Source organism: Frateuria aurantia DSM 6220 (assembly GCF_000242255.2).
GTDB classification, from domain to species: domain Bacteria; phylum Pseudomonadota; class Gammaproteobacteria; order Xanthomonadales; family Rhodanobacteraceae; genus Frateuria; species Frateuria aurantia.
This window is the reverse complement of record NC_017033.1, coordinates 1199934-1225406: the sequence shown is the minus strand read 5'-3', so window position 1 is coordinate 1225406 and position 25473 is coordinate 1199934. Positions and strand designations below refer to the sequence as shown.

General features: G+C 64.4%; 21 protein-coding genes, 1 pseudogene and 1 riboswitch. Of the genes and pseudogenes, 7 read left to right on the top strand and 15 right to left on the bottom strand.

What is annotated here, in order from left to right; genetic code table 11:
- Positions 1-633, top strand: a pseudogene (locus tag FRAAU_RS05625) (RES family NAD+ phosphorylase).
- A gap of 400 nt (positions 634-1033) precedes the next feature.
- Here FRAAU_RS05625 and FRAAU_RS05620 read toward each other — a convergent pair.
- The 4 genes from FRAAU_RS05620 to FRAAU_RS05605 are packed head-to-tail and all read right to left on the bottom strand — an operon-like array spanning position 1034 to position 5754.
- Positions 1034-2524 (bottom strand): efflux transporter outer membrane subunit, encoded by a 1491-nt coding sequence (locus FRAAU_RS05620; protein WP_014402600.1) that lies wholly within the window; start codon positions 2522-2524, stop codon positions 1034-1036.
- Positions 2515-3528, bottom strand: coding sequence for an efflux RND transporter periplasmic adaptor subunit (locus tag FRAAU_RS05615; protein WP_014402599.1), 1014 nt, complete (start codon positions 3526-3528; stop codon positions 2515-2517). The genes FRAAU_RS05620 and FRAAU_RS05615 overlap by 10 nt, the downstream gene beginning before the upstream one ends.
- Before the next feature lie 7 nt (positions 3529-3535).
- Entirely contained in the window at positions 3536-3775 is a 240-nt protein-coding gene (locus FRAAU_RS05610; RefSeq protein ID WP_014402598.1) for a DUF1656 domain-containing protein, read from the bottom strand.
- On the bottom strand, positions 3772-5754 hold the full coding sequence (locus FRAAU_RS05605) for an FUSC family protein (protein WP_014402597.1): 1983 nt from the start codon (positions 5752-5754) through the stop codon (positions 3772-3774). Before FRAAU_RS05605 ends, FRAAU_RS05610 begins: the two co-directional genes overlap by 4 nt.
- Positions 5755-5996: 242 nt before the next feature.
- On the opposite strand from FRAAU_RS05605, the gene FRAAU_RS05600 reads away from it, so the two are divergent.
- Positions 5997-7604 (top strand): APC family permease, encoded by a 1608-nt coding sequence (locus tag FRAAU_RS05600; RefSeq protein WP_014402596.1) that lies wholly within the window; start codon positions 5997-5999, stop codon positions 7602-7604.
- Positions 7605-7697: 93 nt separating this feature from the next.
- Here FRAAU_RS05600 and FRAAU_RS05595 read toward each other — a convergent pair whose 3' ends face one another.
- From FRAAU_RS05595 to metX, 3 genes are read right to left on the bottom strand one after another with little or no spacing between them, the layout of a single operon-like run.
- On the bottom strand, positions 7698-8786 hold the full coding sequence (locus FRAAU_RS05595) for a homoserine dehydrogenase family protein (protein ID WP_014402595.1): 1089 nt from the start codon (positions 8784-8786) through the stop codon (positions 7698-7700).
- The gene (gene metB / locus FRAAU_RS05590; protein ID WP_014402594.1) at positions 8783-9970 is read right to left on the bottom strand and encodes a cystathionine gamma-synthase; all 1188 of its coding nucleotides are present in this window, start codon (positions 9968-9970) and stop codon (positions 8783-8785) included. The genes FRAAU_RS05595 and metB overlap by 4 nt, the downstream gene beginning before the upstream one ends.
- 5 nt (positions 9971-9975) lie before the next feature.
- Positions 9976-10986 (bottom strand): homoserine O-succinyltransferase MetX, encoded by a 1011-nt coding sequence (gene metX, locus FRAAU_RS05585; protein ID WP_245546440.1) that lies wholly within the window; start codon positions 10984-10986, stop codon positions 9976-9978.
- Between the two features lie 98 nt (positions 10987-11084).
- A riboswitch (SAM riboswitch) is annotated at positions 11085-11201 on the bottom strand.
- Positions 11202-11488: 287 nt separating this feature from the next.
- Here metX and FRAAU_RS05580 point away from each other — a divergent pair.
- Complete coding sequence (locus FRAAU_RS05580; protein WP_014402592.1) at positions 11489-12505, top strand: cysteine synthase A; 1017 nt, start codon at positions 11489-11491, stop codon at positions 12503-12505.
- Between the two features lie 177 nt (positions 12506-12682).
- On the opposite strand, the gene FRAAU_RS05575 is transcribed toward FRAAU_RS05580, so the two are convergent.
- Positions 12683-13168, bottom strand: coding sequence for a glutathione peroxidase (locus tag FRAAU_RS05575; RefSeq protein ID WP_014402591.1), 486 nt, complete (start codon positions 13166-13168; stop codon positions 12683-12685).
- A 138-nt stretch (positions 13169-13306) separates the two neighbouring features.
- Between FRAAU_RS05575 and FRAAU_RS05570 the strand changes: the two genes are divergently transcribed.
- From FRAAU_RS05570 to FRAAU_RS05560, 3 genes are all read left to right on the top strand, one after another.
- Positions 13307-14317 (top strand): methionine ABC transporter ATP-binding protein, encoded by a 1011-nt coding sequence (locus tag FRAAU_RS05570; protein ID WP_014402590.1) that lies wholly within the window; start codon positions 13307-13309, stop codon positions 14315-14317.
- A complete protein-coding gene (locus FRAAU_RS05565; protein ID WP_041270880.1) occupies positions 14317-14994 on the top strand; it encodes a methionine ABC transporter permease in 678 nt (225 codons plus the stop codon). Before FRAAU_RS05570 ends, FRAAU_RS05565 begins: the two co-directional genes overlap by 1 nt.
- 68 nt (positions 14995-15062) lie before the next feature.
- A complete protein-coding gene (locus tag FRAAU_RS05560) occupies positions 15063-15866 on the top strand; it encodes a MetQ/NlpA family ABC transporter substrate-binding protein (RefSeq protein ID WP_014402588.1) in 804 nt (267 codons plus the stop codon).
- A 304-nt stretch (positions 15867-16170) separates the two neighbouring features.
- Here FRAAU_RS05560 and pncB read toward each other — a convergent pair whose 3' ends face one another.
- From pncB to FRAAU_RS05535, 5 genes are all read right to left on the bottom strand, one after another.
- On the bottom strand, positions 16171-17355 hold the full coding sequence (pncB, locus tag FRAAU_RS05555; protein ID WP_014402587.1) for a nicotinate phosphoribosyltransferase: 1185 nt from the start codon (positions 17353-17355) through the stop codon (positions 16171-16173).
- A gap of 92 nt (positions 17356-17447) precedes the next feature.
- On the bottom strand, positions 17448-19559 hold the full coding sequence (locus FRAAU_RS05550; RefSeq protein ID WP_014402586.1) for a cation:proton antiporter: 2112 nt from the start codon (positions 19557-19559) through the stop codon (positions 17448-17450).
- Positions 19560-19777: 218 nt separating this feature from the next.
- Positions 19778-20884 (bottom strand): aminopeptidase, encoded by a 1107-nt coding sequence (locus FRAAU_RS05545; protein ID WP_245546439.1) that lies wholly within the window; start codon positions 20882-20884, stop codon positions 19778-19780.
- A 58-nt stretch (positions 20885-20942) separates the two neighbouring features.
- Complete coding sequence (locus FRAAU_RS16840; RefSeq protein ID WP_217176249.1) at positions 20943-21392, bottom strand: hypothetical protein; 450 nt, start codon at positions 21390-21392, stop codon at positions 20943-20945.
- 111 nt (positions 21393-21503) lie between these two features.
- A complete protein-coding gene (locus FRAAU_RS05535; RefSeq protein ID WP_041270878.1) occupies positions 21504-22118 on the bottom strand; it encodes a rhomboid family intramembrane serine protease in 615 nt (204 codons plus the stop codon).
- Positions 22119-22252: 134 nt separating this feature from the next.
- Between FRAAU_RS05535 and FRAAU_RS05530 the strand changes: the two genes are divergently transcribed.
- Complete coding sequence (locus FRAAU_RS05530) at positions 22253-23143, top strand: PhzF family phenazine biosynthesis protein (RefSeq protein WP_014402582.1); 891 nt, start codon at positions 22253-22255, stop codon at positions 23141-23143.
- A 60-nt stretch (positions 23144-23203) separates the two neighbouring features.
- Here the strand turns inward: FRAAU_RS05530 and FRAAU_RS05525 are convergent, their stop codons facing one another.
- Positions 23204-24094, bottom strand: coding sequence for an NAD(P)-dependent oxidoreductase (locus FRAAU_RS05525; RefSeq protein ID WP_014402581.1), 891 nt, complete (start codon positions 24092-24094; stop codon positions 23204-23206).
- 76 nt (positions 24095-24170) lie between these two features.
- Complete coding sequence (locus tag FRAAU_RS05520; RefSeq protein ID WP_014402580.1) at positions 24171-25358, bottom strand: BaiN/RdsA family NAD(P)/FAD-dependent oxidoreductase; 1188 nt, start codon at positions 25356-25358, stop codon at positions 24171-24173.
- Positions 25359-25473 lie beyond the last annotated feature (115 nt).

The following is a 25473-nucleotide window of genomic DNA, read 5'->3' as shown; positions in this document are numbered from 1 at the left end:
ATGGACCGCGCGCTGCCTTCGTTCCTGATTGAGGCCGGTGAACTGCTCCAGCATGTGAGCCGCGTCATCTATCGGGGCAGCCCGCTGTACTAGGGCCGCAGCGGCACCAATCGCTCTGATGACCCGGCACGGGGCTATGGCTTGCTCTACCTGGGGCGCGACCTGTCCACGGCGCTGATGGAATCGGTATTTCACAAGCACCCATGGCTTGCGGACGCGCAACGCTCGATCGCGCTGAAAGAAGTCCGGGCCTGGATGGTGCGCGCAGCAGGCGTACTGGATGACATGTTCCTGGCCGACCTCACGGCGCAGGGCGTCATGGCGGGCTACTTCGGCCTGAATCTGGAGCCATTGGCCGGCCGCGACTACACGCACACGCAGCAGGTGTCCGCCCAGGTGCACGCGATGCTCGCAGAGACCGGTGTGCCACTGTTCGACGGGGTGCTCTATCCGTCGCGCAACAACTATCCCGCGGCGAGCATCGCGCTCTTCGAGCGCGCCCAGACAAAGATCCTCGTCTGCGACGACATCGACCTGGCGGAGCATGTGGAATGGGCGCCTTTCGTTGTCACCTACCGCATCGGCGTGGAGCCTGACCTTGGTCCTGACGAGCCATATGACGAAACATCCTGAAGCCCTTGGAGACCCGACGAATGGGTGCGCACCGGACAGACGCTCCTCGTGCAGCAGAAGCCGAAGTCAGTGCGCCGGATCATCAACGAAAGCATGAGCAGAGGCCGCTCGAAGGACATCGGCGCCATGAGCGCCAGTTCCCGCCGCCAGCCCCTCCCCGGGCCATCGCCTGCACTTTCGCAAGCTCAGCCCAGGGCTGCCCCGCAATACCATCGCCCTTGGCGACAAGGATCCACTTAGAGATCCGGCAGAAGAACATGTCTGTGAACGGCGATGGCCCGAAACCGTTGCAGCCAAGGGCATGTTGCAGGTCATTCAGCGCCAACGTCAAAGGTACTTTGCCGAGAGCGACAACTTCTGTTTCTTGCTGCCGCGATCGCCATGGCAGCCAGTTCCGGGCTCAGCGCCTGTCCTGCTGCAGGTCCGTACGGGCATGATCGCGGGCCACGCGCTGGGCCTCGTCGGCGGCCTGCTGGGCCTTGGCATCCCAGCTGCCGCCCAGACTCAGAAACACCGCGATCTGGTCGGCGGCGACGGCGCCATCGGCCAGGGCCAGGCTGGCCTCGGAGCCGGCCAGGGTCTGCTGGGCGGTCAGCATGTCCAGATACGGGCTGGCCCCGCGCTGGTACAGGCGCGTCGCCTGGGCCAGCGCCGTGGCATCGGCATCGCGGACCTTGATCAGGGCCTCGCGATGATCCAGGGCGCGGGCATAGTCATCCAGCGCCCCTTCGGTTTCCTTCAGAGCGTTCAGCACCACTCCGTCATAGCGCGCCAGGGCGACATCCAGACCGGCGCGTGCCGAGGCGATCTGGGCATGAGCCAGCCGGCGATTGGGAATCGTCCAGTGCAGCAACGGACCTGCGCTCCAGGTCCGATCCGAGGCCTCGAACATCGAAGGAATGGTGCCACCGGCACCGCCATAGCCCAGGCCGATGCTGACCGTAGGCCACAAGGCGGCCTTGGCCACGCCGATGCCGGCACTGGCAACCTGCAGTTCGCGCTCGGCCTGGTTGACATCCGGCCGTCGCCGCAGCAAGGCCAGGCCGTCACCCACGGGTATCACTTGCTGCACGGTCGGCGGCCGCGCACAGGTCGCTGCCGCGACCGGAGGATGTTCCGGCGGCTCGCCCAGCAGGACCGCCAGCGCATACAAGGCACCATTGCGCTGGGCCTGCAACGGCGCGACGGCCGACTGGCTGCTGGCCAGCTGGGCCCGGGCCCGGGTGACGTCGAGCTCGCTGCTGGCGCCGCCGCTGGCCAGCCGGCCAGTGACCTCCAGCAATTGCCGGCTGATCGCGATGCTGTGGTTCGCCACGTCCAGCTGGGCCTGACTCTGGCAGGCCAGCGCATAGGCCTGCACGGTGCTGGCGGCCACCTGCAGCTGAGCGGCGACAAAGGCGTATTGCTGGGCTTCTTCGCTGGCCCGGCTCTGCTCCACGGTGCGGCGGATGCGGCCGAACAAGTCCAGCTCATAAGACACGGTCAGGCCGGAAATAAAGCCCGAGGTCTCCTGCAGCAGCGGCGAACCATAGACATTGCCGCGACGTCGGCTGGCCGACACGCTGAGGTCAGTACTGGGCAGCCATTGGGTGCGGGCCTCGTCCAGCGCGGCCTGGGACTGGCGCAGACTAGCCGCGGCGGCGCGCAGATCCAGATTGTTGTGCAGAGCCTGCCGGACCAGAGACTGCACCGCCGGATCGCGGTACAGCTGCCACCAGGCGTCGACCGGCGCCTGCCTGGAAAACACCGCCTCATCGGCATTTTCCAGCGGCAAGGCCTTGGGCTTGCCGGGCGCATGGTAGTCAGGCCCGACCGGATGAAACCAGCTGCAGCCGGCCAGACCGGCCAGCAACAGATACAGGCCGCTCCGCCACGGGCGGATCACGGCCATTCCCCGGCGGCACCGGGCTGCGCCGGCGCGACCTGCTGCGGCCAGTGATTGCGATCACCGGCCGGCGCAGTGGCACTGCTGCCGGCAGAAGGTGCCGAAGCCGCGCTCGCCGGCACATGGTCCGAGCCCAGAATCACGATACTGGCAGTGCGCCCCGGCAGCAGCAAGGGCTGCGCGGGATGGCCGTCGATAGTGATGCGGACCGGCACGCGCTGGGCCAGCCGCACCCAGGAAAAATTGGGGTCGATGCTGGGCAGCAGATTGCTGCCCACCGTGGTATCGGAATCATTGACGGCACCGGTGATGCTGCTGACATGACCATACAGCAAGGTCTTGTCACCGATCAGATGGATCCGTGCACGATCCCCGATATGGATCCGCCCCAACCGGGTTTCCTGGAAATAGCCCTCGACCCGGATCGAGTCGGCGTCAACCAAGGCCAGCACCGCAGTGCCGGCATGCACATAAGCCCCTGGACGCAGATTCACATAGGAGGCCACACCGTCGACCGGCGCCCGCACCGTGGCCCGCCGAAGATCCAGCGCCGCCGAATCCCGGGCAGCCAGCGCCAGATCCAGCGCCGCATGGGCCGCACGCAGATTACTGTCGGCCTGATCGGTCTGCTGCTGGGCGACCAGACCTCGCAAGGCGTGGTCACGACGGGCCTGCTGACGGGCATAGATCAGGTCGGCCCGGCGGCTCTCGACCGTGGCATCGGCCTGACGCAGGGCGATGGCAAAACGGGCCGGGTCGACCTGAAACAGGATCTGGCCCTTGCGGACGAAACGGTTGCCTTCGATGTTGACGGCGGTCACCAGCCCGCTGACATCGGTGGTCACCCCCACCACGTCGGCCCGCACATGACCGTCGCGGGTCCTCGGATCACGTTCGTAATAGGTCCAGATGGCATCCAGCAGAAACCAGGCGACGGCCGCCAGAAACAGACTCAGTACGACGCGGCCGGACACGGCCAGAACATTGATGGTGGTATGTCGTAATCGCATGCGGGACTCAGAAAGGGAGGTTCAGATCGGCACGCGGCAAGCCCAGCACCAGCAGGGTTGCACCCAGCAGAATCGAGTACAGACAGACATCGACCAGACCGCGATGCCAGAACAGCCGGTAGACCCGCAGCCTCATCATCAGCAGCCGTATCGGCAGAAACAGCAGCAGAAATACCACGATCCCGATCATGCCCACCGGAGGCACGAAGACCCCCATCAGATCCAGATCGCTGCTCAGATCGATCACATCGCCTCCGACAGGCCGGCCGTGGGGAACAGCAGCACCCTGAGCGCGACCAGCGCATCGGAAAGCCGACGCAGGCCGGCCTCGGCGGTCGCCCGGGCGATCAACTGATCCAGCCCTTGGCACAACGCCGGATCGACCCTGGCTTCGTCATCCTGACGACGACGTGCCAGTTGCTCATCCAGTCGCTGCAGCCACTGGTCCAGGGGCTGACGCCATTCCTCGCGCCGCGCCTGCTGCTGTCTCAGCACGCTCACCTCGATGCCAGCTCTCATTTCCCGCAGGGTTCGCGCCATGATACCAGTCGCACGCCCGCCCTCGGGGCCGACCCGGCTGTGGATCATGATGAAGCGATCCAGAGCCCGCCAGGCATAGCGCTGACCGTGCGATTCACGCCCCTGCACCACCCGCTCCAGATCATGCACATTGTCCTTTCGCAGTCGGCGCAGCACCCCGCCTGGCGGCTTGCGCATCACCAGCACCATCCAGAACAGGCTGCAGGCCATCGACACGCCCAGACCCGCGCCACTGTTGATCAGGGTGGAAAATCCGATGCCCGGCCCGTCATTGCCCAGCCGCAGCATGGCAAAAGGCAGCACCGCGTACAGGATCGCCCCGGGCTTGAGAATCTGCGAGCCCAGCACATACATGGCCGGCAACAAACCCATGATCAGGGTTTCAAAATGGGTGGTATAAGGCATCACGCAGCTGATGTAGAAGCCGACCACCACCAGGGCCAGCACCAGCTTGAACACCAGTGCCCGCAACACGACCAACGGATCGTCGGCCATCGCCGAAACGATAAAGAACACGGTGCCCAGTACCATGCCCAGGGCGGCAAACGGCGAATCCCAGTTCGCATAGGACCACAGCAGGCAGAAACTCAGCTGCTGCCCCCCTTGCACCAAGGCCGACTTGATCGCGTAGCCACGATCGACGTGGGCGAGATTGGTCGGCGTCGGGCGAGCGCCGCGAGGCAGGCGCACATCACGGGGATGTTCGGCCAGCAGCTGGCGATGGCAATACGCCAGCCGGCACCAGCCGGCATAGATGCCACGCAGATAACGACGCTGCAGCCGCAGCAGCACGCCGGCCGCATCGGTCCCGACCGGCAACACCAGATGCCGCAGCCTGCGCGCCAGATCCTCGGTCAAAGGGCCGGCGCAATCGGCCTCAAGCCACTGCGCCATGTCCGAGCGCACCTCGGCCAGGGCCGGTGGCACCCGGTCGCGGGTGAGGGCCCGGTCCACGTCCGCCAGTGCGGAAAGCACCGGCAGCAGCCGCAGCCCCTGGGTATGCAGGACCGCGCTCAGACGTGAACGACGAGCGCTGTAGTCCAGGCTGTCGTAGCGGATCTGACGTGACAGCGGATCCAGCTGGGCCGCCTTGTCCACCGCCCGGCCATGTTCATCCGCGCCGACCACCTCGTAACGCAGGGCGGCCAGACTGATCGTCTTGAGAGCAGCCATCCAGCCATCGACCATGTCCCGCAGGGCTTTCATGATGTCGGCCGGGAACAGCAGCATGTCCACGGCAAACAGACAGGTCATGCCCACCAGCTGATCCTGGGTGCGATGCACTGCCCGCAGAAACACCTGATCGGGCGTATCCAGCCCCGGCAGGGCCACCAGCAGGCAGGTGATGGCCGTCAGCATGAACATGTAGAAACTTGGCAGCCGGTCACGCAAGGCAAAATAAGTGGCAATCACCAGAATCAGCAGCAGGGAAGCCAGCATCACCGGCTGCTCGCTGCCGAAAAAAGCCGCCGACAGCACGCCAAGAGTGCCACCGGTCACCGTGCCGACGATCATGAAAGCACCTTTCTGATGCATGGCACCACTGGTGGGCAAGGCCAGGATATAGACCGTCATCATGGTCCAGTAGGGATAGTCGAAATCCCAGGCGAACGCGATGTACAAGGCCAGAAAGGCGGCAATCGACAACTTCGTCGAGTACAGCAGGGAACGCAGCGAAGAACTCAAACGCGGAGTCCTCCCATCCCGGGTCGCGGCTGGGCACCCCCATCCACGACCACCAGGGCCGTGCCTGACATCACGATGCCGTCGGGCGCAAAGGCCGCCGGCCAGGGCTGCGGGAGCCCCCGTATTTGCGCCTGTTCCATGAAATCATGTTACAACCTTATGCCTATTCTGCGATCATGGAATGTCGGGGGTGCTCAGCTGCCGCAAGGGGCGACACCAGCTGTCCGCAGTGAGGAAGATGCATGGCTAATGAAAGCGCGATCCGTCGCGATATGGGTCCGTGGGCGTTGATGTTCACCGGACTGGGGTCGATCATCGGTTCCGGCTGGCTGTTCGGTGCCTGGCGCGCCGCAGGTCTGGCCGGTCCGGGGGCCATCTGGGCCTGGGTGCTGGGTGCCGCCGTGGTGACGACCATCGCGATCACCTACGCCGAACTGGGCGCGATGTTTCCGGAATCCGGCGGCATGGTCCGTTACAGCCACTATTCGCACGGCTCGCTGGTCGGCTTTATCGCCGCCTGGGCCAACTGGATCGCGATCGTCTCGGTGATCCCGGTCGAGGCCGAGGCTTCGGTGCAGTACATGGCCTCCTGGCCCTGGGACTGGGCGCACGCCTTGTATGGCCAGGTTGCCGGCGGCCACAGCGAGCTCAGTCATGTCGGCCTGCTGATCGCCGCCGCCCTGGTGGTGGTCTACTTCCTGGTGAATTTCTGGAGTGTGAAGCTGTTTGCCCACTCCAATATGGCGATCACCATCGTCAAGCTGGTGATTCCCGCCCTGACCGGATTGTCGCTGCTGGCCTCGGGCTTTCACCCGGCCAATCTGCAGATCGGCGTCGATGGCGGCAGTCACAGCCTGGACTTCCCTGCGATCCTGACCGCCGTGGCCACCGCCGGCATCGTGTTCAGTTTCAATGGCTTCCAGAGTCCGGTCAATCTGGCCGGCGAGGCCCGCAATCCCGGCCGCAGCCTGCCCTTCGCGATCCTGGGCTCGATCGTGATCGCGACCATCGTCTATGTGCTGCTGCAGGTCGCCTACCTGGGTGCGGTCCCCACCGAAATGCTGGCCGCCCACGGCTGGCATGGCATCGATTTCCGCTCGCCCTTTGCCGAGCTGGCGATCCTGTTGAACCTGAACTGGCTGGCGGTGCTGTTGTACGCCGATGCCTTCGTCAGCCCCAGCGGCACCGGCATCACCTATACCGCCACCACCGCCCGCATGATCTACGGCATGGAGCGCAACGGCACCCTGCCCCGGGTGCTGGGCCATATTCACCCGCGCTTCGGCATTCCACGCCCGGCGATGTGGCTGAATCTGGGGGTGTCCTTTGTCTTCCTGTTCTTTTTCCGTGGCTGGGGCACACTGGCGGCCGTCATTTCCGTGGCCACCATCATTTCCTATCTGACCGGACCGGTCAGCGTGATGACACTGCGCCGCACCGCGCCGGGGCGGCACCGCCCCTTCCGGGTGCCGATGCTGTCGGTACTGGCCGGCCTGGGCTTTGTCTTCGCCACCGAGCTGCTGTACTGGGCGCGCTGGCCACTGACCGGCGGCATCATCCTGTTGATGATCGCCGCACTGCCGATCTATTTCTATTACCAGAGTCAGGCCGGCTGGCAGGATTTCCGCCGCCAGCTCAAGGGAGCCGGATGGCTGATCGCCTACCTGCCCTGCATCGCGCTGGTGTCCTGGGCAGGCAGCGCCAAATTCGGCGGCCATGACTACATCCGTTATGGCTGGGACCTGGGCGTGGTTGCCCTGCTGGGACTGGTGTTCTTTGTCTGGGGCGTACGCTCGGGCTGGAGCACGCCAACCCTGGCCGAAGTTGCCGAGCAGCCGGTACAGCACTGATCCAGACCGGCTCCACCGGCCGACGCCCAGCTGAAACGAAGCCCGCGTGACCTTGCCGTCACGCGGGCTTCGCCGTTCTGGGCGCCCCTTCCGTCACACGAAGGGATGCAGTGCCAGAATATCGCCCAGCAAGGCCTGGGCCGTGACTTCGGGACCGGCCCCCGGCCCCTGGATCACCAGCGGCTGGGTGTGATAACGCGTGGTAGTCAGCGCAAACTGGTTGTCCGTGCCATACAGCCGAGCCGCCGGATGACTGGTCGGCACCTCCACCAAGCCGACCTTGGCCTTGCCGCGCTGATTGAGCCGGGCCAGATAACGCAGAACATGACCACGCGAGGCCGCCTCGGCACAACGCCTGGCCAGCGCCTCGTCCAATGATGCCAGGCCGGCCAGAAAAGCCTCTGCAGAGACTTCCCGCAAAGGTTCGGGCACCAGACTTTCCACCTCGACCTCGTCGGCTCCCAGCGCAAAACCGGCGACGCGGGCCAGAATCAGCAGTTTGCGAGCCACATCGGCACCGGAAAGGTCCGTACGCGGATCCGGCTCGGTATAACCCAGACGCCTGGCCTCCTTGAGCAGGGAAGAAAACGGCACGCTGCCATCGTACTGATTGAACAGATAGGACAACGAGCCGGAAAACACGCCTTCGAGGGTCAGCAGACCATCACCGCAGGCATGCAGTCGGCGCAGTGTCGGCAACACCGGCAGGCCCGCGCCCACCGTGGCTGAATCACCATAGCGGCCACCCTGCCTGAACACCGCCTGCAGGCTGCGCCAGCCAGCCAGCTCACCACCAGCCAGCGACTTGTTGGCGGTCACCACATGATAGCCGGCCAGCAGCCATTCGGCATGACGCGAAGCCTCATCGACCGAGGCCGTGGCATCAACAATGATTTTGTGCGGACAGCCACTGGCATCCAGCGCCGCAACAAGGGCGCCATCATCACGCCCCAGCTTCGAGCCGGCCAGCTGCGCGCCAATGGTAGCCAGCTCCAGCCCGGCCGGATCCTGAACCTGGGCCCGGGAATTGGCCAGCCCGACCAGCCGCAGCTGGGCCGCGGCCGGCGTGGCCAGCAGTTTCAGCAGGGCCGCACCGACGACGCCCGCGCCCAGCACCGCCACGGCACTGTGCGCGCCCGTGACGACCTGTCGCCTCACCTCCGGGACGTCCGCCCGGCTCATGCCTGAACCTGTTGTTTCAAGCCGGTCACGGCCGAAGCCCGCTCCAGTCCGGCCCGCAGATCACGCAGCAGGTCGGTGCCGTCCTCGATGCCGACCGACAGCCGCAACAAGCTGTCAGCGATGCCGGCACTGTGGCGAGCCTCTACCGACATGGCGGCATGGGTCATGCTTGCTGGATGGGCAACCAGGCTTTCCACCCCGCCCAGTGACTCGGCCAGCGAGAAGTATTCCAGCCCGTCGACAAAGGCCGCGACCTGCTCGGCACCGCCATTCAACTCGAAGCTGAGCATCGCACCGAAGCCCTGCTGCTGACGGGCCGCCAGAGCATGGCCCGGATTGTCAGCCAGCCCGGGATAATAAACCGCGCCCACCACCGGGTGCGAAGCGAGCAACGCAGCGATTTCATGGGCATTTTCCTGATGCTGACGCATCCGCACACCCAGGGTGCGCAAGCCGCGCAGGGTCAGATAGCTGTCGAAGGGCGCGCCGGTCTGGCCGTTGCAGTTGGCCCACCACTTCAACTGGTCCGCCACGGCGGCATCCGCGGCAATCACCGCGCCACCGACGACATCGCTGTGACCGTTGATGTACTTGGTGGTGGAATGCACCACGATATCCGCCCCCAGCGCCAGCGGCTGCTGCAGCGCGGGCGACAGAAAAGTATTGTCGACCACCGTCAGCGCACCGGCGGCACGGGCAGCCTGGGCCACATGGCGGATGTCGGTGATCCGCAGCAAAGGATTGGAAGGAGTTTCGACCCAGACCATGTCCGGCTTCCTGGCCAGACCGGCCGCCAGCGCAGCCGTATCGGTGAGATTGATGAACTCGACGCGGAAGCGCTTCTTGCGCGCCCAGGCATCCAGCAGCCGCCAGGTACCGCCATAGCAGTCATGGGCCGCCAGCACCAGACCATCGGCGGGCACCAGTTCCAGTGCGACCGCCACCGCGGCCATACCACTGGCGGTAACGACGGCGCCCGCGCCCTGCTCCAGCTCGGTCAGCGCGCCGGCCAGCAGATCGCGGGTGGGATTGCCGCTGCGACTGTAGTCATAGGGCCGCTTGCGTCCCAGACCTTCAAAACTGTAGTTGGTCGACAGGTGCAGAGGCGGCACCACCGCGCCGAACTGGGTATCGGTCTCGATCCCGGCACGCACGGCGCGGGTCAGGGAGGCGTTATCACTCATGGGATTCAAACTCCGCAACAACAGTTCAGGGCCTGACGCAGCAGGGGCGCCACCTTGGTCGCCTCCTTCAGGGTCGCGTCATGGCCGTAAGGGGAATCAATCACTTCCAGCGCTGCACCGCGCAAGCGGCTCTGCAGTTCGCACAGGTCAGCCAACGGCACCAGCCGGTCGGAGGCAATGCCGATCAAGGTGACCGGCACCCGGATCGACTCCGGGTTGATATCGTGCAGATCGATGGCCTCGGACAAGGCCAGAAAACGCTCCACGTCGAAGCGTTCGACAAACTTGCGGCCGACATGGCTGAGGTAGTCCTCGACCGGGAACTGAAATCGGCCTTCGCGAAATTCGGGCGCGGCGGCGAAGCGACGACCGAACTCCTCGCTGCCACGGTAAGTGGTCATCGCCAGCTGGCGGGCCAGCGACAAGGCCAGTTCCTGCTGACCACTGGCCAGCCCCATACGCACGATCTGACGCTGGATGGAGCGTTGGGCCGTCGCCATCGGATGCGCGCGATGGGCACCGGAGAACATCAGCAGCTGGCCCAGCCGGTCGGGATGGCGCTGGGCAAAGGCCAGTCCCGTCATGGCGCCGAAGGAGTAGCCGACAAAGGCCTCCACCGCATCGATACCCAGTTCGGACAGCAGCCCGGCCAGGGCATCAGCCTGATCCTCGGTCGAAACCGCTGTCAGGGACTGACCCTCGAAATCAGCCGGCACCAACCAGTCGATGCACAGCACGCGGCAATGGCGCAGATCGATCGCCTTGCCCTCGCCGACCAGATCCTGCCACCAGCCGGACCGCCCTTCCAGAGTGAAGACATCGCGATCGGCCGAGATGCCACCCTGGACCACCACGGTCGGGGCATGGGCGGCGCCCGCCCACAGATAGCGGACCTCGACCTGGCTGGAATCACTGCCGTACTTGGGCTTCAGGTCGATGTGGCGGGAACCGCGCTGATGGGTCAGCGCCACCTGGGGGCGCAAGGCCACCACATTCGAAGCTTTGGCAGAAGTCATGTGGATCGCAGATTGGGCGGACATTCGGATCTCCAGTGGCATCGCCCCCGCAATCCGCTCCAGATCCTTTCCGCACATGAACCGACCCTGCAAGGGTCCGCCCATCTTCCGGAAAGCGTCCATGGAACGCTCCGCAGGAGTTGGCACCGTTGCAGCATGATCTGCAGGTTGCCCCGGCATCCAAGGGCCTGTCCCTCCGCCGGTCTCGATGAGTACCAAGAACTGTACGCCCCAAAAATCAGACTGTCAACAGCCATTTAGACGTCTGGCAAAATATCAACCCAGCGCAAAATAAACCGCTTTATATCCATACACTTGCAACCAGAACACAGCCAAATGGACGTCATGCCATCCATGACCCCAAACCATTGGACATCCGGCCACATCAATGTCAAATCATTGAAATTAATGAACTTTATATAAGCCAAGAATTTTTATGCAAAAATAGATCAAATACATGCCCGACGTTTCCCGGATATCAAGAGAAAGGCCCCTGAAGCCCATGACCCGTATTCGCACCGATCTGTCCGATTGCATCGGACGCACGCCATTGATCCATCTGCGTGAAGCATCCCGCCTGACAGGCTGCCGGATCCTGGCCAAGGCGGAATTCCTCAATCCCGGCGGATCGATCAAGGATCGCACAGCTCTCGGCCTGATTCTGGACGCCGAGAAGCAGGGACGGCTGCGCCCCGGAACCTGCATCATCGAAGGCACGGCCGGCAACACCGGCATAGGCCTGACCTTGGTAGGCAACAGCCGCGGCTATCGCAGCCTGATCTATATGCCGGCCACACAAAGCCGGCCCAAGATCGATGCCTTGCGACAGGCCGGCGCCCAGGTGGTGCTGGTGCCGGCGGTACCGTATCGTGATCCCGGCCATTATGCCCATGCCGCACGCGCGAAGGCCGAGGCGATGAACGCGGAACAACCCGGCAGTGCCTGGTTTGCCGACCAGTTCGACAACATTGCCAACAGCCAGTGGCACGAGCAGACCACCGGCCCGGAGATATGGGCTGACACCGAAGGCCGGATAGACGGGTTCGTCTGTGCCGCCGGCACGGGTGGTACCCTGGCTGGCGTGGGGCGGGCACTCAAGGCCCTGAATCCGGCCATCAGGATTGGCCTGGCCGACCCCGCCGGTTCGGCGCTGGCCGCCTGGGTCCATACCGGCGAATTGCAGGCCCGCGGTGATTCGATCAGCGAAGGCATCGGCTCCAGCCGGATCACCGCCAATTTCCAGCGGGCGCCGGTGGATATGGCTTGGACCATCGAGGATACGGAGTCCATTCCCTGGATCCATCGCCTGCTGCGCGATGAAGGCTACGGCGTGGGCGGCTCCAGCGGCGTCAATATCGCCGCGGCCGTCGCCATGGCCACGGCCATGGGCCCTGGCCATACCATTGTCACCATGCTGGCCGACCCGGCATCCCGTTATCCGGCCAAGCTGTTCAACCCGGTCTTTCTGCGCGACCGGGGCCTGCCCGTGCCGGTCTGGCTGGAACAGGTCGAGGGCTGAAAGTCATCAGCGTCCTCATCGGCAAGAGGTCTGAGGCCCTGCCGCCCTCGCGATGCAGCGGCCCCCGGCCGATGGCGGCTGATACAAGTCAGGCCAGCAGGGCATCACCGCGCAGGTATCGCCACCGCACAGGCCGGTACATGATCGAGGCAGCTTCGGCCCGTCACGCCGGTCGCCTCAGCGACCGAGCAGGCCGGCCAGCTGGGCGGCGATCTTCTCGGGCTTGTCACCGGGTGCATAGCGACGGATCACCTGACCGTCCGCGCCGACCAGAAACTTGGTGAAGTTCCATTTGACTTTTTCGGTACCGAAGATGCCTTTGGCCTGCGATTTCAGCCACTGGTACAGCGGATCGGCATGCGGTCCGTTGACATCGATCTTGGCAAAGAGGGGAAAGCTGATTTCGTATTCGGTGCGACAGAACAGCTTGATCTCCTCGGCATCGCCCGGCTCCTGGTGGCCGAACTGGTTGCAAGGAAAGCCCAGCACCATCAGTCCACGCTCACGCCAGTCCTGATACAAGGCCTCAAGACCCTCGTACTGGGGCGTGAAGCCGCACTGCGAGGCGACATTGACGATCAGAAGCGGTCGGCCCTTCCACTCGGACAAGGCCCGCAGGCCGCCATCAATATCCTTTACCGAAAAGTCATATACAGTGGTCATGCCAGCGATATCAGGGTGTGAAAGTAACAAAATAATAACGTACTCCCTGCATCTGCGCGCGCACCCTGCGTCCGGCGACATAGGAGCGATTCATCCAATCGCGTACACTTTCCGGCTTGAATCCACACGGAAGCCCCAGTGATCGAATTTGTCGAGGTCCACAAGTCCTATCGGATCAAGCGCCAGGACGTACCGGCCCTGTATCCGTTCAGCTTGAAGATCGAAGCAGGTGAAGTCTTCGGCATCATCGGGCCTTCAGGCGCAGGCAAATCCACCCTGCTGCGGCTGATCAACCTGCTTGAGCGCCCCAGTGGCGGGCGCATCCTGATCGACGGTGCCGACATCACCGCCGCGGGACCGACCGATCTGCGCCGGCTGCGGCGCGGTATCGGCATGATCTTCCAGCATTTCAACCTGCTGGCCACCCGCACCGTGGCCGACAATGTCGCCCTGCCCCTGCGCCTGGCCGGCGAGCAGTCCTCCCCCCGGATCCGGGCCAGGGTCGAAGAGCTGCTGGCCCGGGTCGGCCTCTCGGACCACGCCGACAAATATCCCTCGGAGCTGTCGGGCGGGCAGAAGCAGCGCGTCGGTATTGCGCGCGCACTGGCCAATGACCCGGCCATCCTGCTGTGCGACGAAGCCACCAGCGCACTGGATCCGCAGACCACCACCTCGGTGCTTGAGCTGCTGGCCGAACTGAATCGCGACCTGAACCTGACCATCGTGCTGATCACCCACGAAATGGACGTGATCCGCCGCGTCTGCGACCGGGTCGCCGTGCTGGAAGATGGGCGCATCGTCGAACAAGGCGCGGTCGCCGACGTGTTTCTGCACCCGCGACATGCCGCCACCCGGCAGATGGTCTCCGAAGCCCATGGTCTGAGCGATGCCCAGGTCTCGGCCGATCCTGCCGCCCCGGGCGGCCGCCTGCTGCGGCTGACCTTCCATGGCGCCAGCACCTGGAGTCCGCTGCTGAGCCGGATCGCACGCAGCCATGAGGTCGATTTCACGATACTTGACGGGCGCATCGACAAGATCAAGCAGACACCCTACGGCCAGCTGACCGTGACCGTGCAAGGCGACCAGGCCGAGGCCGCCATCGACGCGATCCGTGATGCCGGCATCCATTTCGAAGAGCTCCACGCATGATGTCCTTGCTTCAACACTGGTTCCCCCAGATCGACGACTGGTCCGAACTCGGTCAGGCCTGCCTGGATACCCTGACCATGCTCGGCGGCTCGCTGGCACTGACCGTGGCCATCGGCCTGCCTCTGGGGGTCTGGCTGTTCCTCAGCAGCCCGGGCCAGCTCAAGGCCCAGCCGGCGGTCTATGCCCTGCTGTCGCTGGTCATCAATATCCTGCGTTCAGTGCCTTTCATCATCCTCATGATCGTGCTGATGCCGGTGACCTATGCCCTGGTCGGAACCAAGCTGGGTCTGCGCGGCGCGATTCCGCCCCTGGTCATCGGCGCGGCGCCGTTCTTCGCCCGATTGGTGGAAACCTCGCTGCGCGACGTCAACCAGGGAGTGATCGAGGCCAGTCAGGCCATGGGTGCCACCACCTGGCAGATCATCCACAGGGTCTTGCTGCCCGAGGCCCGTGCCGGCATCTGGGCCGGCATCACGGTGACGGCCATCGCTCTGGTCGGCTACACCGCCATGGGAGGCACCATCGGCGCCGGCGGGCTCGGCGATCTGGCCTACCGTTACGGCTATCTCAGCTACAAGAGCAATTACATGCTGGTCACGGTGGTGCTGCTGGTGATACTTGTGCAGATCCTGCAGATGCTGGGTGATCGCATCGTGGCGCACTTCACTCGCCGTTGATCAGATTTTTTTGCGCCTTCACCCTTGGCCGGCTATGCTGCCGACATCTGCCGCTGCATAGTCCCATCATGAAAAAACTGCTTGTCCTTCTGCTGCTGTCGCTCGGTCTTGCCGGCTGCGGCTCTTCCGATCCTTCCGCCAGGAGCGGCCATGACCAGGTGCTGACGGTGGCCGCCACCGCGGTCCCCCACGCCGAGATCCTGAAGGCGATCAAGCCACTGCTGGCCAAGCAGGGCATTGATCTGCAGATCAAGGTGTTCGCCGACTATGTCCAGCCCAACGAGCAGGTCGTCGAGAAGAACATCGATGTGAACTACTTCGAGACCGAGCCGTACCTGGATGCCTACAATGCCCAGCGCGGCACCAATCTGGTCACCATCATCGGCGTACACATCGAGCCCTTCGGCGCCTACTCGCGCAGGATCCACGCCATCGGCGACCTGCCGGACGGCGCCAGCGTGGCCCTGCCCAACGACCCCAGCAACGACAGTCGCGCCCTGCTCCTGCTGGCCCGGCACGGCCTGATCACCCTGCGCGATCCGGACAATCAGCTGTCGACGGTCAAGGACATCACGGCCAACCCGCATCACCTGAAATTCCGCGAACTGGAAGCGGCGATGCTGCCGCGGACCCTGGACGAGGTGGATCTGGCCTTGATCAACACCAACTACGCTCTCAGCGCCGGCCTGAACCCGGTCAAGGATGCGCTGCTGATCGAAGACAAGAACTCGCCCTATGTGAACTACCTGGTGGGACGTCCCGACAATCGTGACGATCCACGAGTGAAGGCGCTCGCCGCCGCACTGACCTCGCCCGAGGCCCGCCAGTTCATCATCGACCACTACCATGGTGCGGTCCTTCCGGCGTTCTGATCCGCTGCTCGCGGATACATTGGCCTGACCGCGCCTGAATAACGGAGGCCCGCCGGTACCGCCCGGCAGGCCTTTCCGTTGGCAGGACCATCACCACGAGGCCTGCTCTGCTCCGGCCGGAAAGCCACACGCAGCGATCGGCACCGAGCGGCAGACTCGGCCGGTTCGACAAAGCCGCGCTGGCGTGGCCGTATCAGTCTTCCCGGGCATTCGATCTCGACATCGACGGATCAGCCGACCCACATGTGCGATTTTGACACGGCCGGCTCAGCCGACCCACATATTTGATTTTGACACGGCCGGCTCAGCCGACCGTGTCGGGAATCTCGAAGACCTGACGCAGATAGGCGACGTAGGCCTTGTCCTCGCACATGCTCTTGCCCGGCGAATCGCTGAGCTTGGCCACAGGCTGGCCATTGCAGCGGACCATCTTGATGACGATGTTCAAAGGCTGCGGCCCCACATCATTGGTGATGTTGGTACCTACCCCGAAGGCCAGCTGACAGCGGTCGCGGAAGCGGTCGAACAAGGCCAGCACCTTGGGAATGTCCAGACCGTCGCTGAAGACCAGTACCTTGCCGCGCGGATCTACCCGACAGGCCTTGTAGTGGGCCAGCATCCGCTCGCCCCATTCAAACGGATCGCCCGAGTCATGACGGGTGCCGTCGAAGAGCTTGCAGAAATACATGTCGAAATCACGCAGGAACGCATCCAGACCATAGAGATCAGACAGCGCGATGCCCAGATCGCCACGATACTCCCTGGCCCAGGTTTCCAGTGCGGCCACCTGCGAATCCCGCAAACGCGGCCCCAATGCCTGATGGGCCTGCAGGTATTCATGGGCCATGGTGCCCAGCGGAGTCAGGCCCAGCCGGCGGGCCAGCCAGACGTTGCTGGTGCCGGCCAGCTGCGAACCCAGCTCGTCGCGCAAGGTCTTGACGACCTCGGCATGCCAGTTGCGTGAATACCGGCGGCGGGTCCCGTAATCAGCGATCCGGCAAGGCTGATGCCCCGGCGTATCCCGCAGCATCGCCACCTTGGCCCGCAAGCGTTCCCGTCCCTCGTCCAGGCTGAGATGCCCGCTGGTCTGACGGAAGTACACCTCGTTGATGATGGCCAGCAGCGGCACCTCGAACAAGATGGTATGCAGCCAGGGGCCGCGGATGACCAGCTCGATCTCGCCCGCCCGCTCGGTGGAGGGGCTGATCTGCACATATTTGGTATTGAGCTGGAACAGACCCAGAAAATCGACAAAATCGCTTTTTACAAACCGCAGTTCGCGCAGATAGTCCAGCTCGTCGGCCGTGAACCGCAGCCGGCACAGATGTTCCAGCTCGACCTGAATGGCATCGATGCACGCAGCCAGATCGATATCCGGGGTCCGGCACTTGAAGCGATATTCCACCTCGGCGGCCGGATAATGATGCAGAACCACCTGCATCATCGTGAATTTGTAGAGATCCGTGTCAAGCAGGGAACTGACGATCATGGGCATACCTTTGGCTTGCATCCCCGCAAGGCGGGGTCTGTTCTCCGGCCCGGCGAACCAGGTGGGGCCGGACTCGGTTTATGGCGAGGCGATCATTCGGGCGTCGCCGGCGGCTCCGCGAACGGATGGCGCAGACTGGGACGACGCAACGCCTCGCGCCAGCTGAGCTCGATGCCGGCGCGCAGTCGCTGATAGACCTCGCGGGACATGGCCTGCTCCTCGAAGATCGCGTCCAGTTCGCGCAGTTCGCGCCGCAATACATACAGGGTCAGCAGGCGCCGCTCCAAGGCCGCAGTATACGCGCCAAACCGTGAGCGCAGTTCGGTCAGGGCCTCGTGCACCCGGCCGCTGCGCTGCTCCAGGATACGTATCATGATGGCCCCCATCCGCTCTCCCATGATCGGCTTCAGGACCTCGTCGACATAACGCACCAGGCGGGCAATCACCGCCCGGCGACAGACCAGCAGTTCGAAACGGTCGACCAGGCTGTGGGTCAGCAGCCAATCATGGTTCAGGTGGGTATGCAACCACAGCCCCGCCCGGTACGAAAGCTGATTGTCCATGATCCGCCGGGCGGCCCGCATATAACCGACACGCCCCTGGTCGCGTGCCCCGTCGATCATCATGCTGGCGTTGTGGCGCAACAGATCCAGATTTCCGGTGCCGATCAGTCCGTTGCCATACTCGCTGATCAGGTCGCGCTCGCGCCCGGCCAGAGTCACCAGCGCGACACCCAGCATCACCGGATCCGGCAGCGGTGCCGGCTGGCGCAGATCCTCGACGATCTGGCCCATCCGCTGACGGAACTCCTGCCCCACCGATTCGGTCACCAGCGAGGAAATGTTCAAGGACTGGGCGATACTGGCCAGCGAGGTATCCGCATCAGCCATCGACAGAATCAGAATCTGGCGCTGAATCACCTGCTCCTGTGGCGACAGCCGATCCAGATGCAGCTGGCGGATCACCGTGCGCAAGGTGGTGCCATTGATGAACAAGGTGAACAGCACGAAGCCGGTGGCCAGCATCGCCACGAAATGGCGGGCCGCCTCGGGCAGCTCAGGAGACTGCTCGATGGACAAGGCCAGCACCAGAGTCACCGCGCCCCGCAGCCCTCCCCAGGCGATCACGGTCTTGTAGGCCGCGCTGACCGGGGCAGACAGCCGCAGCCAGCTCAGCAGTGGAAGCAGCAAAAACAGCACCGCGAAGCGCGCCGCCAGCGCAGTCAGTGCCAGCACCACCAGCAGTCCGGCATCGCGCCAGCTGATGCCGGCCAGCATCGTTGGCGCACGGATCATCGCCAGCATAAAGACCAGGGCTCCCGCCAGAGCGGCGACCTGCTCCCAGATCAATTGCAGATGCCGCCAGTTGCGCGGCGTCAAACGGGTGCGGCCACGACTGGCCAAGGCCACGCCGGCCGCCACCACGGCAACCACCCCGGAAACATCAAGCGCATTGGCCCCAAGATACAAAGGATAGGGCAAGGCCAGAGTCAATGCGCCCTCGGCCAGACTCAAGCCCCGCAACATGGTCAGCAGGACCGACAGCAAGCGCCCGGCCAGCCCTCCGATCACCAGGCCGCCGATCAAGGTCCAGGCCAGTCGTCCGACGCCTTCGAGCAGACTGGGATGCGCTCCGCCACCGGACAGCATGCCTGCCAGCACGGTCACGATCGCGATCGCCGCCGCGTCATTCAGCAGGCTCTCGCCCTCGACCAGCCGGGTCAGTCGCGCCGGCGCGCCCACTTGCCGGAACACCGCGATCACCGCCGCCGGATCCGTGGTGGCCACCACCGCCCCCAGCAGCAGACAGGCCACGATGCCATAGGGACTGGTCAGCGCCAACGCCACGCCGATCATCACCGTGGCGACCACCACCGCGACCACGGCCAGCAGAAGGATCGGCGCCCAATCACGCTGCATGTCATGCTGGTCGATGGTCAGCGCCGCCTGGAACAGCAAGGGAGGCAGAAAGATCGACAGATAGGCTTCAGCAGGGAGCGGCGGATTCAGCAGGGTCTGGATCACGCTTTCGGCGCCCAGCGGCACATGCCCGGAGAGCAGGGCGAACAGCAAGCCGCAGGTGACACCGGCGGCCGACAGCATCGATGACTCGGGAATGGTCAGATGTGCCGACAGCGACTGCAACAAGGCAATCAGGGCGAGCAAACCGCCGAAAGCCAGCAGGATATCTGTCTCGATACTCATGGGCGCACTCCGTTCAGACCACGCCAATCTTGCTTTTTCACTGCCTGTCACCTTCGCTGAGGACACCGGCATGCAACGGATGTCCGTGAGGCCAGGGGCGTATCCGCACCATATTACGTCCGCGGGGGCTGCGCAGGCCAGTCATGCGTGCGTCGCTCTGTCGGATCCAGCCTGCGATGACGGGATACACCAGCCGCCACGCGAAGGGCCCGCCAGCCTTATCCTGCCGATGCCCTCGTATCGCTTTTCAATACAGATGCAGCACGAATTTCAGTGACGACACCCGTCCATTGCTGCAATCTCGCATCACGCTCCGGGGCCGGCAGCCGCGCCCACTGACGTACGGCAGCGAAAAAGGCCGGCCAGCTTTGGTGGACACTCGCAAAAAGGTGGGCAAAACCCGGTTCCCAGCCATCGTACAGTCCGAAGGGCAGCAGACTGGCGTTGTTCAAAGGCCCCTCGACCCAGGCCTGATAAGCCTTTGCCCGTACCCCATGCGCCTGACTCCATGTCCGATAGCGCTCGCGGAACCTCGCGAAAGCGGCCTGCTTGGCCGTGCCGCGAGCGCTTGCCGACATGGTCCGGGCGTACAGTGCGCGCAGCTCCTGTCGCAACTGCAGCACCTGACGGGTGAAGTCGTCCTCGATCCGTCCCGCCTCGGGATCCGGCGGGGCCAGCCCCTGCGCATGTCGCCATTCGCGAATGCCCTGACGCTCGACGAAGCTGGCGTAGGACTCGTTGAAGGCCGTATCGCCCTGCACGTAGATCTGCTGATGGGCCAGTTCATGGAAAATGGTGCCCGCCAGATCGTCGTCACTCCAGGCCAGCATCGAGCTGAGCACCGGGTCGGCAAACCAGCCCAGAGTGGAGTAAGCCGGCACGCCGCCGATATAGACATCATTACCGGCTGCCTTCAAACGTCGCGCCTCCGCACGTGCACCGCCCTCGCTGAACCAGCCCCGATAGGCCACGCAGCCGGCCACCGGAAAGCAGTGCCGAACCGGGTCTACCGACCAGGCCGGCGTGGCGAAAACGTTCCAGACCACATAAGGCCTCCGCAGCGGAACGAAATAGGTGTAGCTGCGATTGCGCGGCAGATCCAGATGATCGGAAGCGAACTGACGCGCCTGCTGCGCCACCTTCAGGCGGGCCACCAGCGCAGGTGGCGTGGCCGGATCAGCGACCAGCTTGCGGATCGACTGGCGATGCCACCACAGGGCACTCTGGCCATGCAGCGCCTGGCCATAGAACGCCACGGAGTGGCAGCCGCCCAGACTCAGCAGCAAGCACAACAGCCACCCTCGCCGGTGACGGAATCCGCGCACCGGTCCCTTCACGACGGAAAGCGCCGACCTTCAGAAACTCGTCGTGGGGAGCACAGACTCAATGTCCACGACCTCCACCATGGCCGCCACCGTGGCCGCCGCCATGTCCTCCACCGCCATGACCGCCGCCCGGGCCTCCACCACCATGCCAGCCACCGCCCGGGCGGCCGCCATGCCAACCTCCACCTGGCGGGCGGCCACCACCATGCCAACCTCCCGGGCCGGGGCCGTGCCATCCGCCACGAGGCGGCCGACCATGCCAGTAACCGCCGCCGCCTATGATCACGGGATAGGCGCCGCCGTAGTAACCACCACCATACCCACCGTAGTAGCCGTCGTAATAGCCGCCGACCGGGACCGCGTAGCCATAGGCCGCCGGGTCGGCACCGTAATAGGCCGGCCCGTTGACTGCATCCGGGCGTACATAACTGTAGCCGCCATAGTCATCGCAACCGGCCAGACCCAGGGCGATGATCAATGCCAGCAAGGAAATCCGCCACTTGTTCACGATAGACTCCATGGACCGTGCATCAGTCCTCTCAGGGCGCCACCATAGGCCTCAGGGCTTGAATCGGCCCTGAGCCGGCCGCCGCACGAGCGTATCGCCGCCATCTTCGGTTCAGGGACCAAAACCCCACTGCGGGTGAGCCAACTGGCGCAGAAACATCGGCAGGATCGCGGGACTCATCGCCAAGGTGAACAGCACGCCATACGCCGCGCCCCACAGGTGCGCGCCATGATTGACATCATCCCCGCCCTGTTTGCTCATCATCACCGAATAGGCTACGTACAGCACGGCATACATGATGGCCGGCAGCGGAATGAACAGCACGAAGATCTTGGACCATGGCTGCAGCAGGATAAAAGCGAACATCACCGCCGACACCGCGCCTGAAGCCCCCAGGCAGCGATAGCGCGGGTTGTTGCGGTTCTGCAGATACGAGGGCAGCACGGAGACTACCAGCGCACCGATATAGAACAGCGCGAAACCGGTCGCGCCCATGATCATCCCGAAGAAAGGCTCCAGCGCCCGGCCGAAAAAGAACAGCGTCAACATGTTGAAAAACACATGCTGCACATCGGCATGAACCAGACCGTAGGTCACCAGCCGGTAATACTCGCGACTGCGGGAGATGGCCGGCGGCCACAGGATCAGGTCCTCACCCAGCTTGGCATTGTTGAAGGACAGATAGGTGACCAGCGAGGTCACCGCGATGATGCACAGAGTAACCAGCATGCGCGCGAGATTTTCCAGAATCGAAAGTGGGGCAAGTGTGGCAAGCGCTCCACGCCTTGTCGACTGCTCCGATCCGCCGCTCCGCGCTATCATCGGGAGCTTCGAGCCCACGGACCGAGGCGGACTGCCCCATGAGTATCCTGCGTTATGCCCATCTGGATGTATTCACCCACGGCCTGGGCGGTGGCAACCACCTCGGCGTCGTCGCCGGTGCCGAGGGCTGGAGCACCGAGGCCATGCAGCATTTCGCACGCTGGAACAATCTGGTCGAAACCACTTTTCTGCTGCCTCCGGAAGACAGCGCCGCCAGCTATCGCGTCCGCATTTTCACGCCCGGGCGGGAAATACCCTTCGCCGGGCATCCCAGCGTAGGCAGTGCCCATATCGCCCTGGAATGGGGACTGGCCCAACCAGTCGAGGGCGAGCTGGTCCAGCAATGCGCGCAAGGGCTGCTGCCGATCAAACTGCAGCATCGCGACGGGCACCGTCAGCTGCTGCTGAAGGCGCCACCGGCCACCGAGGTGACCGGGCACCAGCCCCTTCCGACCGAGCTGCAGCTGGCCCTGGCCGGCATCCGTGGTGGCCGGCTGCCCCCGGCCCTGGTTGATGGCGGCCGACGCTGGTGGCTGGTCGAATGTGCCAGCGAAACCGAACTGCGCCAGTGGCAACCCGATCACAACGCCATTCGTGCACTGGCCGAGATCAGCCAGAGCATGGGCATCTGCGCCTTCGCCCGGGCCTCGGAGGACCGGGCCGGTCATCAAGTGGCAGTGCGCGCCTTCGCGGCCGGGGCCGGCATCCAGGAAGATCCGGCCTCGGGCGCGGCCAATGGCGTCCTGGCCTGGTATCTGCGACATGCGGAGCCCGAAGGCCCCCTGTCCCATGGCTACCAGGTCAGTCAGGGCCGGGAGATCGGCCATGATGCCGCCCTGCAGGTCGTCATCGCCGATGATGGAATCTGGGTGGGCGGCGCCACGCGTACCGTGATCGAAGGTCAGCTGCACTGGCCGCTGCCCGCCTGAAACTCCAGCGGAACCGGCGCTGGCCGTGACGGGCCGCTCCGGCTCCGCCGAAAGAACGGATCAGGCCTTGCCGCGCTGCTGCAGATGCGCGCGGGCAGCCGCCACCTTGGCCAGAGCGGCCCAGTCCAGCTCGCCGTCACCGGCCGCCATGGCCTCCAGCAAGGCATCCCGCAACACTCCGGCGATCGGCATCGGTACCTGCTCGGCCGAAGCGGCAGCCAGGCCCAGACCGACATCCTTGTAGCCCAGGGCCATCGCGAAACCGGCCGGCTGGTAGTGTTCTTCGGCAATCATCTTGCCGTAGCCCTGATAGGCCGGTGCCGCGAACAGGGTTCGCGTCATCACGTCCAGAAAATCCGCGGCACTGACACCGTAGGCCCGGGTCAGCGCCGAAGCTTCGGCCATGCTGCCGATCGCCGAGGCCAGCATCAGATTGCCGGCGATCTTGGTGATATGGGCTCTCTCCGGCAAGTCGCCCATCGGCCAGACCTTGGCGCTCATCACTTCCAGCAGCGGACGCACCTTGGCCACCGCCTCGGCCGGCCCGGCCGCCAGCATGTTCAGACGACCGGCGGCTGCCACGTCAGGACGCCCGAAGACCGGTGCGGCCACATAGGTCGCCTGGTGTGCGACATGGGCCTTGACCAGCTCGCGGACCAGCTCGATGGAAATGGTCGCATGATTGACGTGGACCTTGCCGCGCAGCGCTTCCAGCACCGGCGGGGTCAGCAGCACCTGCCGCACCGCCTGGTCGTTGGCCAGCATGCTGTGGACCACCTCGACCTCGGCCAGCAGCTTCAGCGGATCGGTGGCTGCATGGGCGCCTTCGGCCACCAGCGCCTCGATGGCACGCGGTGAACGGTTCCACAGCCAGACCTCGTGGCCCGCCTTCAGCAGCTGCGAGGCCATGCCCCGTCCCATGACGCCAAGACCGACAAATCCGACTTTCATAAACGTTGGCTCTCCTCGTTGCGCGGGAATGGCTGGACGACGTTCTATCATAGCCGGTGTGGATGCCGCGCCAAGTTCACACCACTTCACCGGCGGCATGTCCCGAAGCCCAGGCCCACTGGAAGTTGTAGCCCCCGAGATGCCCGGTCACATCCACCACTTCGCCGATGAAATGCAGGCCCTTTACCCGCCTGGATTCCATGGTGGAGGACGACAGCTCCCCCGTATCGACACCACCCAATGTCACCTCGGCTGTGCGCCAGCCTTCGGTGCCGCTGGCGACCACGGGCCACGCATGCAGTTTCCGCCCCAGTGCCGCCAGTTCCTTGGCATCGTATTGCCGCAGAAGGCGATTGCCCGATCCCAGATCGCACAACCGTTGGGCCAGCCGCCTGGGCAGACAGTCCGCCAGCACCGTCTTCAACTCTACCGCCGGCCTCGCCTGACGCTGACCGGCCAGCCATTCAGCCATATCCCTGTCCGGCACGAAATCCAGGCTCAGCGCATCGCCTGGCTGCCAATAGGACGAAATCTGCAGAATCGGGGGACCACTCAGCCCGCGGTGGGTAAACAGCAGGCCGCCATCGAAACGCATGCTGCCGACACTGGCTCCGACCCGATCCACCGCCAATCCGGCCAGATCGGCATAGTCGTCCAGCGGGCGTCCGCTCAAGGTCAGCGGCACCAGCGCGGCACGGGTCGGCACCAGTTCATGGCCGAACTGACGAGCCAGCTGATAGCCCCAGCCTGAAGCCCCCATGCTGGGAATCGACAGGCCTCCCGTGGCGACCACCAGCGAGCTGCACAACCAGCTGCCGCGCGTGGTTTCCAACTTGAAGCCCGGACCACCGGTCTCGACCGCGCTCACGCTGCAGCCCAGTTCGATCCTAACCCCGACCTGGGCGCATTCGCTCAGCAGCATCTGCTGGATCTGTTTCGAGGAGTCATCGCAAAACAGCTGGCCGGCCTCTTTTTCATGCCAGGCAATGCCATGGCGATCGACCATCGCGATAAAGTCCCAGGGCGTATAGCGCGCCAAGGCCGACTTCACGAAATGCGGATTGGCAGACAGATAATGTCCCGGTCTGACATCGAGATTGGTGAAATTGCAGCGCCCGCCTCCCGACATCAAGATCTTCTTGCCTGCGCGATTGGCATGATCCAGCACGACCACCCGCCTGCCGCGGGCCCCCGCGGTCAGCGCGCACATCAGGCCGGCCGCGCCGGCGCCGACAATCACGACATCCGTCTGCAACTGTGCCATGTCATTTCTCCATTCCCTGCAATCGCGCATTATCGCGGATCATTCGACCCGATGCGCCGCGGGCCCGCAGCAGCAAGTCATGACCAATGACCGATGAGTCCATGTCGCAACCGGA

Coding starts and splice junctions, on each gene's coding strand:
- FRAAU_RS05550 (WP_014402586.1), bottom strand. CDS start 19,559: ATGAGTATCGAGACAGATATCCTGCTGGCTTTCGGCGGTTTGCTCGCC.
- FRAAU_RS05520 (WP_014402580.1), bottom strand. CDS start 25,358: ATGGCACAGTTGCAGACGGATGTCGTGATTGTCGGCGCCGGCGCGGCC.
- FRAAU_RS05600 (WP_014402596.1), top strand. CDS start 5,997: ATGGCTAATGAAAGCGCGATCCGTCGCGATATGGGTCCGTGGGCGTTG.
- pncB (WP_014402587.1), bottom strand. CDS start 17,355: ATGATCGTCAGTTCCCTGCTTGACACGGATCTCTACAAATTCACGATG.
- metB (WP_014402594.1), bottom strand. CDS start 9,970: ATGAGTGATAACGCCTCCCTGACCCGCGCCGTGCGTGCCGGGATCGAG.
- FRAAU_RS05580 (WP_014402592.1), top strand. CDS start 11,489: ATGACCCGTATTCGCACCGATCTGTCCGATTGCATCGGACGCACGCCA.
- FRAAU_RS05595 (WP_014402595.1), bottom strand. CDS start 8,786: ATGAGCCGGGCGGACGTCCCGGAGGTGAGGCGACAGGTCGTCACGGGC.
- FRAAU_RS05530 (WP_014402582.1), top strand. CDS start 22,253: ATGAGTATCCTGCGTTATGCCCATCTGGATGTATTCACCCACGGCCTG.
- metX (WP_245546440.1), bottom strand. CDS start 10,986: ATGACTTCTGCCAAAGCTTCGAATGTGGTGGCCTTGCGCCCCCAGGTG.
- FRAAU_RS05575 (WP_014402591.1), bottom strand. CDS start 13,168: ATGACCACTGTATATGACTTTTCGGTAAAGGATATTGATGGCGGCCTG.
- FRAAU_RS05620 (WP_014402600.1), bottom strand. CDS start 2,524: ATGGCCGTGATCCGCCCGTGGCGGAGCGGCCTGTATCTGTTGCTGGCC.
- FRAAU_RS05615 (WP_014402599.1), bottom strand. CDS start 3,528: ATGCGATTACGACATACCACCATCAATGTTCTGGCCGTGTCCGGCCGC.
- FRAAU_RS05560 (WP_014402588.1), top strand. CDS start 15,063: ATGAAAAAACTGCTTGTCCTTCTGCTGCTGTCGCTCGGTCTTGCCGGC.
- FRAAU_RS05565 (WP_041270880.1), top strand. CDS start 14,317: ATGTCCTTGCTTCAACACTGGTTCCCCCAGATCGACGACTGGTCCGAA.
- FRAAU_RS05525 (WP_014402581.1), bottom strand. CDS start 24,094: ATGAAAGTCGGATTTGTCGGTCTTGGCGTCATGGGACGGGGCATGGCC.